Source organism: Acidovorax sp. 35-64-16 (assembly GCF_002281195.1).
GTDB lineage: Bacteria > Pseudomonadota > Gammaproteobacteria > Burkholderiales > Burkholderiaceae_C > Acidovorax > Acidovorax defluvii.
The window spans coordinates 1-12,740 of the sequence record NZ_NCFM01000019.1 but is presented as its reverse complement, the minus strand read 5'-3'; the positions used below and the strand labels follow the sequence as shown (position 1 = coordinate 12,740).

General features: G+C 65.3%; 9 protein-coding genes. 2 read left to right on the top strand and 7 right to left on the bottom strand.

The window, feature by feature from the left end; all coding sequences use genetic code 11:
* Positions 1-56 precede the first annotated feature (56 nt).
* The 7 genes from B7Y64_RS12720 to B7Y64_RS12690 form a co-directional block, all read right to left on the bottom strand.
* A complete protein-coding gene (locus B7Y64_RS12720) occupies positions 57-869 on the bottom strand; it encodes a formate/nitrite transporter family protein (protein ID WP_024815864.1) in 813 nt (270 codons plus the stop codon).
* A gap of 114 nt (positions 870-983) precedes the next feature.
* Positions 984-1,376 carry a nitrite reductase small subunit NirD gene (gene nirD, locus B7Y64_RS12715; protein ID WP_024815863.1) on the bottom strand — a complete coding sequence of 131 codons (393 nt, stop codon included), beginning with the start codon at positions 1,374-1,376 and terminating at the stop codon, positions 984-986.
* Positions 1,377-1,446: 70 nt separating this feature from the next.
* On the bottom strand, positions 1,447-3,894 hold the full coding sequence (gene nirB, locus B7Y64_RS12710) for a nitrite reductase large subunit NirB (protein ID WP_291326684.1): 2,448 nt from the start codon (positions 3,892-3,894) through the stop codon (positions 1,447-1,449).
* Positions 3,895-4,362: 468 nt separating this feature from the next.
* Positions 4,363-4,989 carry an acyloxyacyl hydrolase gene (locus B7Y64_RS12705; RefSeq protein ID WP_291327201.1) on the bottom strand — a complete coding sequence of 209 codons (627 nt, stop codon included), beginning with the start codon at positions 4,987-4,989 and terminating at the stop codon, positions 4,363-4,365.
* The gene (locus tag B7Y64_RS12700; protein WP_291327203.1) at positions 4,961-6,523 is read right to left on the bottom strand and encodes an efflux transporter outer membrane subunit; all 1,563 of its coding nucleotides are present in this window, start codon (positions 6,521-6,523) and stop codon (positions 4,961-4,963) included. Before B7Y64_RS12700 ends, B7Y64_RS12705 begins: the two co-directional genes overlap by 29 nt.
* Complete coding sequence (locus B7Y64_RS12695; RefSeq protein WP_291327205.1) at positions 6,520-9,678, bottom strand: efflux RND transporter permease subunit; 3,159 nt, start codon at positions 9,676-9,678, stop codon at positions 6,520-6,522. The genes B7Y64_RS12700 and B7Y64_RS12695 overlap by 4 nt, the downstream gene beginning before the upstream one ends.
* 13 nt (positions 9,679-9,691) lie before the next feature.
* On the bottom strand, positions 9,692-10,969 hold the full coding sequence (locus B7Y64_RS12690) for an efflux RND transporter periplasmic adaptor subunit (protein ID WP_291327207.1): 1,278 nt from the start codon (positions 10,967-10,969) through the stop codon (positions 9,692-9,694).
* A gap of 382 nt (positions 10,970-11,351) precedes the next feature.
* Here B7Y64_RS12690 and B7Y64_RS12685 point away from each other — a divergent pair, with 382 nt between their 5' ends.
* Positions 11,352-11,972 carry a DUF937 domain-containing protein gene (locus B7Y64_RS12685; protein ID WP_111867918.1) on the top strand — a complete coding sequence of 207 codons (621 nt, stop codon included), beginning with the start codon at positions 11,352-11,354 and terminating at the stop codon, positions 11,970-11,972.
* 217 nt (positions 11,973-12,189) lie between these two features.
* Positions 12,190-12,630 (top strand): CBS domain-containing protein, encoded by a 441-nt coding sequence (locus B7Y64_RS12680; RefSeq protein ID WP_024815856.1) that lies wholly within the window; start codon positions 12,190-12,192, stop codon positions 12,628-12,630.
* Positions 12,631-12,740: the final 110 nt, after the last annotated feature.

The following is a 12,740-nucleotide window of genomic DNA, read 5'->3' as shown; positions in this document are numbered from 1 at the left end:
GGGGTCGAAACGCCAGGTGCATTGCCGTGTGGGCACCTGGCGGTTTCGGCGGGCGATCAGGCGAGCTTGCGTTTTGGGCCGGTCTTGATGTGGGTGGCGTACAGCGTCAGGCCGGTAAAGGCCAGACCACCCACCAGATTGCCCAGCACCACGGGGATTTCGTTCCAGATCAGGTAGTCAACGATCGAGAAGTTGCCGCCCATCATCAGGCCCGAGGGGAACAGGAACATGTTCACCACCGAGTGCTCGAAGGTCATGGCAAAAAACAGCATGATGGGCATCCACATCGCAATGACCTTGCCGCTGACGGTGGTGGAGATCATGGCGCCCACCACGCCCGTGGACACCATCCAGTTGCACAGCATGGCGCGAATGAAGATGGTGAGCCAGCCCATCAGGCCGTATTGGGCGTAGCCCAGGGTGCGCGCCTCGCCGATGTGGCCGATTTTTGTGCCGATTTCGTTGGGTGCCACCGAAAAGCCATAGGTGAAGATAAACGACATCATGAAGGCGACGGTCAGCGCGCCCAGGAAGTTGCCGGTAAACACCAGGCCCCAGTTGCGCAGGATGCCCTTGATGGTGACGCCCGGGCGCTTGTCCAGCCAGGCCAGCGGCGTCAGCACGAACACGCCGGTCAACAGGTCAAAGCCCAGCAGGTAGAGCATGCAAAAGCCCACCGGGAACAGGATGGCGCCCACCAGTGCAGAGCCCGACATGACGGTGGCCGTGACGGCAAACACCGCCGCCAGCGCCAGGATGGCGCCCGCCATGTAGGCGCGGATCAGGGTGTCCCGGGTGGACATGTAGATTTTGGATTCGCCGGCGTCCACCATTTTGGTGACGAATTCGGAGGGGACAAGATAGGCCATGGGTTTCTTTCTGTGGTCTGTCTGGCAGCGGTGCCAAGGTGCTTTGGATACGGCTTGCACGCGGTGCGTGGCAAGCCGTTGGGTGGGCGTGAAGTGGGCGCGGGGTGCGCAAAATCACGCCGCCGGGGTGGCTGGCGTGCGCCGCTGCGGCCCTGCGATGGGGCGCGTTTCGCTCAGGGCGTGGTGGGCCAGTTCGTGGGTGTTGAGCAGCACGGTGCCGTCTTCCACCCGCACCTGAAACTTGGGCGTGCAGCCCTCGTCGGGGGCGGCGGCCTGGCCGTCGCACAGGCCAATGGTCCAGTTGTGCATGGGGCAGGCCACGCTGGTGCCAAAAACGATGCCCTGGCTCAGCGGGCCGCCCTTGTGCGGGCAGCGGTCGAGCAAGGCAAACACCTCGTTCGAGGTGTTGCGAAACACGGCTACGTCCAGGCCCTGGGCGCGTGCCACGCGGCGCGAGCCCAGCACGGGGATATCGTCCACGCGGCAGATGGAGGTCCATTCGGTCATTGCTATTCCTTTTGTAGCTGCTTGCGCTTTTGGGTAAAGCGTTTCAGGCACTTTTGATATAAAAAACTGGTCAGGCCACGGAGATCGGGATGAACTGGCGCTGGTCCACTGCCGCCTTGTCAAAGTCGAACCACGGGTCGGGCTCGCCATCCAGCGCAAACTGCAGCTGCTCCCACAGCGCCTTGCGGCCTTCGGGGTCTTGCAGAATGCGTTTTTTCACATAGTCCAGGCCCACGCGGTTCACGTAGTGCACGGTGCGCTCCAGGTACCAGCCTTCCTGGCGGTACAGCTCGCAAAACGCGCCGGTGTACTCCAGCACTTCCTCGGCGGTCTTGAGCTTGGTGAAAAAGTGCGCCACCTCGGTCTTGATGCCGCCGTTGCCGGCCACATACATCTCCCAGCCGCTTTCCACGCCGATGATTCCGACGTCCTTGATGCCGGCCTCGGCACAGTTGCGCGGGCAACCGCTCACGGCAAACTTCACCTTGTGCGGTGCATTCATGCGCCACATGGCGCGCTCCATGTCCTTGCCCATTTGCGTGCTGTCCTGCGTGCCCATGCGACACCACTCGCTGCCCACGCAGGTCTTGACGGTGCGCAGGGCCTTGGCATAGGCGTGGCCGCTGGGCATGCCTATGTCCTTCCACACGTTGACCAGGTCTTCCTTCTTCACACCCAAGAGGTCAATGCGCTGGCCACCGGTGACCTTGACGGTGGGGATGTGGTACTTGTCCACCACGTCGGCAATGCGGCGCAGTTCGTCGGCTGTGGTCTCCCCGCCCCACATGCGCGGGATCACGCTGTAGGTGCCGTCCTTTTGGATGTTGGCGTGGCTGCGTTCATTGATGGCGCGGCTTTGCGGGTCGTCCTTGGCTTCCTTGGGCCAGGTGCTGATGAGGTAATAGTTGACGGCCGGGCGGCAGCTGGCGCAGCCGTTGGGCGTTTTCCATTCGAGAAACGAGAACACATCTGCGATGGAAAGCAGCTTGTTGGTGCGGATCGCATCGCGCACCGCCTGGTGGCCGTGGTCGGTGCAGCCGCACATGGCCTTGGTCTTGGGCGTGGCCGAATAGTCGCCACCGGCGGTGAACATGATGATCTGCTCGACCAGCCCGGTGCACGAACCGCAGCTGGCGCTGGCCTTGGTGTGCTTGCGCACTTCATCCAGCGTGAACAGGCCTTTTTCCTTGATGGCCTTGCAGATGGCGCCCTTGGTCACACCGTTGCAGCCGCACACTTCGTCGGTGTCCGCCATGGCGGCGGCCTTGTTCTGGCCCTGGTGGCCGGCGTCACCCATGTTGGATTCGCCAAACATCAGCTTGTCGCGGATGTCGTTCACCGTGCGGCCGTCGCGCAGCAGCTTGAAATACCAGCTGCCGTCCACCGTGTCGCCATACAGGCAGGCGCCCACGAGCTTGTCGTCCTTGAGCACGAGCTTTTTGTAGACGCCGCCGCTCGGGTCGCTCATGACAATCTCTTCGGTGCCCTCGCCGCCCTGGAAGTCGCCTGCGCTGAACAGATCAATGCCCGTGACCTTGAGCTTGGTCGATGTCAGCGAGCCCTGGTAGCGGCCAATGCCGAACTCCGCCAGGTGATTCGCCAGCACCTTGCCCTGCTCGAACAGCGGTGCCACCAGTCCATACGCAATGCCCCGGTGCGCAGCACATTCGCCCACGGCGTAGATGCGCGCGTCGGTGGTGGTCTGCAGCGTGTCACTCACCACGATGCCGCGGTGGACGTGCAGGCGCATTTTTTCAGCCAGTGCGGTGTTAGGGCGTATGCCCACGGCCATCACCACCAGGTCGGCGGGCACCTCGGTGCCGTCCTTGAACTTGACGGCGGCCACGCGGCCTTCGGCTTTGCCCACCAGCTCCTGCGTTTGTGCGCCCATCAAAAACTGCATGCCGCGCTCGGCCAGCGACTTTTGCAGCATCTTGCCGGCCACATCGTCGAGCTGGCGCTCCATCAGCCAGTCGCCCACATGCACCACGGTGACCTGCATGCCGCGCTTCATGAGGCCGTTGGCGGCCTCCAGGCCCAGCAGGCCGCCGCCGATGACCACCGCATGTTTGTAGGTGGCGGCAGCGTCGATCATGGCCTGCGTGTCGGCAATGTCGCGGTAGGCCAGCACGCCTTGGAGCTCTTTGCCGGGGATGGGCAGGATGAACGGGTTGGAGCCCGTGGCCATGATGAGGCGGTCGTATTCGGCGGTGATGGTCTCGCCCGTTGCACTGGTGGCGTGCACGATGCGGCGCACACGGTCCACGTCGGTCACGGTGAAACCCGTGTGCAGCGTGATGTGGTTGTCGGCATACCACTGCCAGTCGTTCAGGATGATCTCGTCGATGGTCTGCTCGCCGGCCAGCACGGGCGACAGCAAAATGCGGTTGTAGTTGGGGTGCGGCTCTGCACCAAATACCGTGATGTCGTAAAGGTCGGGCGCTATCTTCAGCAGCTCTTCGAGCGAGCGAACGCCGGCCATGCCATTTCCCACCATCACCAGCCTGGATTTTTTCATCGTGACCCCCGTAGGCGTTTCGGAAAAACAAAAAGGCGTCCGCACGGTGGGCTGGCCGGGTAGCCAACACACTCGCAGGGACGCCATCGTCTTCGTCAGCCCAATCCGCCATTGCACCGGGCCGAACATGCGGCCTATCGTGGCCGCACACAGGGTGATGCAAAACCTGTGCCAAAGGTGGCAAAGATGGTGGTTTTAAGTAAAAAATGGCTCTAGCGCTTATTTATCAAGCGCTATTAGCTATCAAATAAATAGCAGTCAACGAAACGGTTGGCCTTGCCAGTGCAAGCCGCACAAGCGGATGGGCCAGCTTGGTGCGTGCGCCGTTCCAGCGTGTTTGCAAGCTCGCGGCCTGTGGAGGATTGATGACACGCTCGTCGGTTCATTCGGTCCATTCGGTCGACGGGTGGCCGACCAGGCGCGAGCGAGTGCTCGCAGCCGCCAGATGGAAACCGGTGGGCTGTGCGTTTAAAACCGGTGGGCGTAGCGGATCTGCACAAACGTTTCCCCCGGGTTGGGCTTGCGCAGCCCGGCGTTGGATACGTGCTTGGCCTGCAGGCTGACCTCGTGCTGCCGCTGTGCACCAAAGTTGCGCCCCAGGCCGAGATGGTCGCTGAAATTCCAGCGGCTGCCAAAGTGGCCGTTGGGCGTGTGGTGCGTGGCCTTCAGGTACGACAGGCCAATGCCGCCCTCCACAAACCAGGGCGATTGCCCGTCTGCAAAACGGTAGCGAGCCATGGGCACCACGCCCAGCTGGGTGTTGTGGCGGCGCGCCGGCGGTGCGGCCGTGGAGGCCCAGTCGCTCAGATACACATCCAGGTGCGTGCGGATGCGCCCTTGCCACCACGAATACTGCAGGGGCACGCGCAAGCCCACGGTGCGTGTGCGCGTGGTCGGGCCGCCGTGGTCGGTATACCCGGCCTCTACATAGATCGACCGGGTTTGCGGGAGCGCTTGCAGCTCGTCGGCTGCGGCAGTTGCTGCGCCGCTGGCGGCGCTGAAGGCGATGGTGCAGAGCAGCGCGGCAAAGCCGGCTTGGTGCGCGGGCGCTGCATTGCGCACCCTTTCAGGGGCCGGGCGTTGCGGTGCTGTCACCCGGGGTGGTGTCGATCCAGCGGCCACCCAGCACCTTGTACAGCGTGATCCGGTTGGCCTGCTCGGCCAGTGCCAGCCCGATCAGTGTCTGCTGCGCGCTGTAAAGCGCGCGCTGGGCGTCCAGCACGGGCAGGTAACTGTCGGCGCCCAGCCGGTAGCGCGCTTGGGACAGCTGCAGCGCCTTCAGGGTGGCCGCCTGCAGCGATTGCTGGGCCTGCAGGCGCTCGGCCAGCGTGGCGCGCTCTGCCAGCGCATCGGCCACCTCGCGGAACGCGGTTTGCACGGCCTTGTCGTACTGGGCCAGGGCCGTGTCGCGCGCGGTTTCGGCGATCTGGAGGTTGGCGCGGTTGCGGCCCGCATCAAAGATGGGCAGGCGGATCTGTGGCGCAAAGCTCCAGGTGCCGTTGCCGCCGTCAAACAGGCCCGACAGCGCATTGCTGGCGGTGCCCGCCGACGCCGTGAGCGTGATGCTGGGGAAAAACGCGGCACGGGCCGCGCCAATGCTGGCGTAAGCGCCGCGCAGCGTGTATTCGGCGGCGCGCACATCGGGGCGGTTGAGCAGCACCGACGAGGGCAGGTCGCCCGGCACCGCCAGCAAGGTGGCGGCGGGTGTGGCAAGGCTGGGGGCGGGTGCCACCGATGCCGATGCCGACGCAGCCTGGGCAGGGGAGGCCGTGGCCCCGGGGTTCGCCCCGTCGGGCAGCAGGGCCGCAGGCACCGGCGCGCCCGCCAGCAGGGCCAGCGCATTGCGGTCGCGCGCCACCTGGCTGGTGAAGGCGGCCACGTCGGCGCGGGCGGTGTCCACCGTCGTCTGGGCTTGCGCCAGCGTCAGGCCCGAGGCGGCGCCCAGGGCATGGCTGCGTTCTGTCAGTTCGTATGACTTCTGGCGGCTGCGCAGGGTGTCTTGCGCCAGTTGCAGGCGCCGGCCATCGGCGTCGAGGGTGAGCCAGGCGTTGGCCACCTCGGCCACCAGGCTCAGCTGCACGCTGCGGCGGTTCTCGGTGGTGCGCAAAAACTCTTGCAGCGCAGCCTCGTTGAGGTTCTTTACGCGGCCAAAAAAATCGATCTCGTAGCTGCTGAAGCCAAGCTGCGCGCTGTACTGGCTGCTGGTGGGCGAGCGGCCGCTGGTGTTCAGGTCATCGGCCGTGCGCGTGCGGTTGCCCGCGGCGGTGGCGCCCACGGCAGGAAACCGGCTGGACTGCTCCACGCCGTATTGCGCGCGGGCCTTCTCGATGGCCAGCACCGCCACGCGCAGGTCGCGGTTGTTTTGCAGCGCCAGCGCCACCAGTTCGCGCAGGCGCGGCTCCTGCAAAAATTCCTGCCAGCCCATGGGGCCGGTCTCGGGCGCCAGCGCGGTGCCCTCAGACCCGTTTGGGCCGTTCGTGCCGTTCAGCGTGGCGGGCACGGGCAGCATGGGACGCGCATAGTCGGGCGCCAGGCTGGTGCAGCCAGCCAGCGCCAGCAATGCCAGTGCGCTGGCGGCGGTGGCGCGCACCACGGTGCGGCGGGGGGCGATCAGGGGGATGCGGCTCATGCGGCGGCTCCGGTTTCGCTGGCAGTCTGCTTTGCCTTGCGCTCGGCAAAGTAACCGCGAATCAGGACAAAGAACACCGGCACAAAAAAGATGCCCAGCACGGTGGCCGACACCATGCCGCCCAGCACGGCGGTGCCAATGGCCTGGCGGCCACCGGCACCGGCGCCGCTGCCCAGCGCCAGGGGCAACACACCGAAGCCGAACGCCAGCGAGGTCATCAAAATGGGCCGCAGCCGCAGGCGCACGGCTTCCAGGGTGGCATCGAGCACGCTGCGGCCGCGCTCTTGCAACTGGGTGGCAAATTCCACGATCAAAATGGCATTCTTGGACGACAGCCCCACTGTGGTGAGCAGGCCCACCTGAAAGTACACGTCGTTGGAAAGCCCGCGAAACCCGATGCCCAGCAGCGCGCCGACAATGCCCAGCGGCACCACCAGAATCACCGAAAACGGCACCGACCAGCTTTCGTAGAGTGCGGCCAGGCACAGAAACACAAACAGAATCGATACCGCATACAGCAGCGGCGCCTGCGAGCCCGACAGCCGCTCTTGAAACGAGGCGCCGGTCCATTCGTAGCCAATGCCCGCGGGCATTTCCTTCATGATGTCTTCAACCGCCGCCATGGCCACGCCCGAGCTCACGCCCGCCGCCGCACTGCCCACGAACTCGTAGCTCGGGCTGCCGTTGTAGCGCTGCAACTGGGGTGAGCCATAGGTCCAGCGGGTGCTCGAAAACGCCGAGAACGGCACCATCTGCCCCTGGTTGTTGCGCACCGTCCAGGGGCCCACGTCCTGCGGCAGCATGCGAAACGGCGCGTCGCCCTGCATGTAAACCCGCTTCACGCGCCCCTTGTTGAGAAAGTCATTCACATAGGTGCCGCCCAGCGCGCTCGACAGGGTGTTGTTCACGTCCACCGTGGCCAGGCCCAGTGCGCCGGCCTTGCTGTCGTCAATGTCCACGCCCAGCTGCGCGGTGTCGTCGAGGTTGGTGCTGCGCGTGTTGCTCAGCTCGGGGCGCTTGGCGGCCAGTTCGAGCACCTTGTCGCGCGCGGCCACCAGCGCATCGTGGCCCAGGCCGTTCAAATCCTTGAGCTGAAAATTGAAGCCCGCATTGGCCCCCAGCCCGCGCACGGCGGGCGGCAACAGCACGAAAATGCGCGCATCGCGGATGGCGGCCAGGTCCTTGGTGGCCTTGCGCGCAATGGCGTCGGCGCTCTGGTCGGGGCGTGTGCGCTGGCTCCAGTTGGTCAGCCGCACAAAGCCGCGCGCCGAGCTCTGGTCACCACCCGAACCAGTGATCGAGTTGAAGCTGACCACATCGGGCTGGGCCGCAAAATACTTTTGCACCTGCGCCATCACGGCCTGCAGCCGTGCGTTGGACGAGCCTGGCGGCAGCGTGATCTGCACCGATATGGCGCCCTGGTCTTCATTGGGCAAGAACGACGTGGGCAGGCGCAAAAACAGCACCGCCATGCCCGCGCAGATCAGCACATACACCAGCATCATGCGTTTGCCCCGGCGCACCACGCCACCCACGCCGCGCTGGTAGCTGTCGGCCGAACGGTCAAAGCGGCGGTTGAAGCCCACAAAAAAGCGGTCAATCCAGCCCGCAATGCCCTTGCGGGGCGCGCCATGGGGACTGTGCTGGCCCTTGGCAATGGGCTTGAGCAAGGTGGCGCACAGCGCGGGCGTGAGCGTGAGGGCTACCAGCACCGACAGCACCATGGCCGACACGATGGTGATGGAAAACTGCCGGTAGATCACCCCGGTGGAGCCGCCAAAAAACGCCATGGGGATGAACACCGCCGACAGCGTGAGTGCAATGCCCACCAGGGCCGGGGTGATTTCGGCCATCGACTTGCGCGTGGCCTCTTTAGGGGACAGGCCTTCTTCGCTCATCACGCGCTCGACGTTTTCCACCACCACGATGGCGTCGTCCACCAGCAGGCCGATGGCCAGCACCATGCCGAACATGGTCAGCGTGTTGATCGAATAACCGGCTGCCGACAGCACACCAAAGGTGCCCAACAGCACGACCGGCACGGCAATGGCCGGAATCAGCGTGGCGCGGAAGTTCTGCAAAAAGATGTACATGACCAGCACCACCAGCACCATGGCTTCGAGCAGGGCCTTGACCACTTCTTCGATAGAGGCGCTGACGAACGGCGTGGTGTCGTAGCTGGTAAAGGGTTTGAGCTGGTAGGGAAAGAACGGCTGCAGCTCGGCGATCTTGGCGTTGACGGCAGTGGCCACGGCCATGGCGTTGGCACTGTCGGACAGCACCACGCCCATGCTGGCGCCGGGCTGGCCGTTCAGGCGCGAGGTGATGGTGAGGTTTTCTGCGCCCAGCTCGATGCGCGCCACGTCTTTCAGGCGCACGGCGGCGCCGTCGGTGGTGGACTTGAGAACGATCTGCTCGAACTCTTCCTTGGTTTGCAGCTTGCTGCGCGCGGTGATGGTGGCATTGAGCTGCTGCTCGCCCACGGCGGGCAGGGCCCCCAGCTGGCCTGCCGATACCTGCGCGTTCTGCGCATTGATGGCGCTGCCGATGTCTGACGGCATGAGCGCGTATTTTTCGAGCTTGCCCGGATCGAGCCACACGCGCATGGCGTAGCCGGTGCCCAGTGTGAGCACGTCGCCCACGCCGTCAATGCGGCTGATCACGTCCACGAGGTTGCTGGCGATGTAGTCACCAATGTCCACCTGCGACACGCTGGGGTCGGGCGAGGTGAAGGTGATGATCATCAGGTAGTCGTTGCCGCCCTTGGTGACGGTGACGCCACGGCTTTGCACGGCCGGCGGCAGGCGCGACATGGCCTGCTGCAGCTTGTTTTGCACCTGCACCTGGGCCACGTCGATGTTGGTGCCGGCATTGAAGGTGAGCGTGGTGCGCGAGCTGCCCGAGGCGTCGCTGGTCGAGCCCATGTAGATCAGGTTGTCCAGCCCCTTGAGCTGCTGCTCGATTACCTGCGTGACCGAGTCTTCCACGGTTTTGGCCGATGCGCCGGTGTAGTTGGCGCTGATCGACACGCGCGGCGGCGCAATGTTGGGGTATTGCTCCAGCGGCAATGTCTTGATGGACATGGCGCCGGCCAGCATGATGATGATGGCGATGACCCACGCAAAGATGGGGCGGTTGATGAAAAACTGTGCCATGGCGGGCCGGCCCTCAGCGCGCAGCCGATGCGGCGGATGCAGCCGGCGCTGCAGGCGCTGCTGTGGCACCCGCGGCAGCCATTGGCTTGGCCACCACCTCGGTCGGCTTCACCGTGTCGCCGGGCTTGATACGCTGAAAGCCCTCCACCACCACGCGGTCGCCGGCCGCCAGCCCGCTGCCCACCAACCAGCGGTTGCCTACGGCCGTTTCCACCACAACCTTGCGCCGTTCGATCTTGCCTTGTGCGTTGACCAGCAACACGCTGGCGTTGCCTGCGGTGTCGCGGTTCACCCCTTGCTGGGGCACCAGCAGCGCCTGCGCGTTGATGCCGGTTTCCAGAATGGCGCGCACATACATGCCGGGCATGAGCAGGCCGTCGGGGTTGGGCACCACGGCGCGCAGCGTCACGGCGCCGGTGCCGGGGTTCACGCTCACGCCCGCAAACTGCAGCTTGCCGGGGTGGGGGTAGCGGCTGCCGTCTTCCAGTTGCAGGGTGATGGGCGCTTCGGCCTGGCCGCTTTTCTGTATGCGCCCGCGCGCCAGGTCGCTTTTGAGGCGCAGCACCTCGGTGCTGGACTGTGTGACATCCACATACAGCGGATCGAGCTGCGAGATGGTGGTGAGCGCGGCGGTCTGGTTGGCGGTGACCAGTGCGCCGGGCGTGACGGTGGAGGTGGTGGTGCGGCCCGAAATGGGCGCCTTGATGCGGGTGTAGCCCAGGTTGATGCGGGCGTTGTCCAGCGCGGCGCGGGCAACGGCCAGGTCGGAGCGGGCCTGCACCACGGCGGCCTGGCTGTCGTCATACACCTGCCGGCTGATGGCGTCGATTTTGACCAGCTCGGCGTTGCGCCGGGCGTTGACCTCGGCCGTGCCCACACCGGCCTGTGCCTTGGCCACCAGGGCCTCGGCGCTGGCCAGCGCCACCTGGAAGCCCGAGGCATCGAGCTGGTAAAGCGCCTGGCCGGCCTTGACCTGCGCACCTTCGGTGAACAGCCGCTGCTGCACGATGCCGCCCACCTGGGGGCGGATCTCAGCGCTCAGGAAGGCGCTGGTGCGTCCGGGCAATTCGGTGGTCACGGTCTGGCGCTCGGACTGAAGGGTGACCACGCCCACTTCCACCGGGCCGCTGGACGCTGCGGGCGCAGCCTTGTCAGAGCACGCGCCCACCAGCAATGCCAGCCCGGCAGCGGCGGCCAAGGCCAGCCTGCGTGGTGAACGGCAGGGCTTTGGGGGAGTAGAGCGGGGCAGCAGCGTGGCGGCAGGCAGGTGGTCTGGGAAAAGAGGGGTCATGGGCGCGCGCAGTCTTGGGTTGCGAAACATTCTGACGCAAAAGGCGAGGGGGCATGGAAGCCCCGGGTGCCACAGGGTATCGCGCGATGTGGCAGGGGTGGATGTGCCGGCCAGTGCGGTCGCCCCCATGTGGGCCGTGGCGGTGGCCCCGGATGGCCGCCGCAGCGGCGCCCGGTTGTGCGGGGCGCGCGGGTTGCGCGGGTTACGGGTGTGCAACGACCGCCCGCCATCGCACAACTTGCCGCAGCTGCTGGTCCGGGGCCTTGAAACCCGGCCAAGGTGCCCGGCTTACCAGGGCTCCGTTCATTCCAAAGTCACCCGTTGGGCCTAACATGTCAGCTGGGCCCGGTGGCCCACGCATTGATTTGAAAGGATGCACGCCATGAACTCCCCCGCCTCCCTTGTTGATGAACTGATGGCCCAGCTTCAGGGCGCCCCGCTGCAGCAAATGGCGCAGCAACTGGGCACCAGCCCCGCGCAGACCCAGGACGCCGTGGGCGCGGCCCTGCCGTTGCTGCTGGGCACGCTGGGGCGCAATGCAGCCCAGCCCCAGGGCGCCATGGACCTTTTTGGCGCATTGCAGCGCGACCACAGCGGCAGCCCTGATCTGGGCGGCCTGCTCGGTTCGCTGCTGGGCGGCGGCGGCAGCGCGGGGGGCGGCCAGCCCGATGGCGCGGCCATCCTGGGCCACATTTTTGGGGGCAACCAGCAACGTGCCGAGACCGGCCTGGGCCAGGCCACGGGGCTGGGCTCCAATGCCGGGCAGTTGCTGCAGATGCTGGCGCCCATCGTGATGTCGTTTTTGGCACAGCGCATGAGCTCGGGCGGCATGGACGCCGGCGGCCTGGGCCAGGTGCTGGGCCAGGAGCAGGCGCGCGTGCAGCAGCAAGGGGGCCTGGGTGGTGGTTTGCTGGGCAGCCTGCTCGATCAGGATGGCGACGGCCAAGTGGGGCTGGGCGACCTGCTCAAGATCGGCGGCGGCCTGCTGGGTGGTCGGCGCTGAGGTGGCGCGTGATTCGCTCTGTTTTTAATAGCTATCAGCGCTTTATGGAAAAGCGCTAGAGCCTTATTTGACCAAAAAAATGTTTTGCGGCGCAATGGGGCACTGCGGTGGTGCCAGTTGCCGCACAACAGGCCCCTTGCCATGGCGGTGTTGCGCGCAAGGCAGGATGCGTTGAAACTCTTTGGCGTTCGCCCACCATTTTTTATCGAGGTCCCTTATGACTGCCGTTGCTGACATTCTCAAATCCAAGAGCGACAACACCGTCCATGCCATCGCACCCGGAGACTCAGTGCTGGATGCGCTCCAGCGCATGGCCGAAAAACGCATCGGGGCCCTGCTGGTCATGGAGGGCGAAACCATTGTGGGCATCGTCACCGAGCGCGACTACGCCCGCAAGATCGCCCTGCTGGGGCGCACGTCCGCAGCCACGCTGGTGCGGGATGTCATGACCGCCGACGTGATGTATGTGCGCCCCACCCAGACCAGCCAGGAGTGCATGGCGCTCATGACCGAAAACCGCCTGCGCCACCTGCCGGTGGTCGACGGCGCCAGGCTGGTGGGGCTGATCTCCATCGGTGACCTGGTCAAGGACATCATTTCCGAGCAGCAGTTCATCATCGAGCAGCTCGAGCACTACATCACGGGCGGCGTGCGCTGAAATGGGGTGACAACCCCCTGAGTAACCGTCTTCAAAGTCAAGCACTATGAAGCGATGCGTCCCAAGGTTTGCCGGTTCTGACCATGGCGTTGAGCATGGTCAGCAGCTTG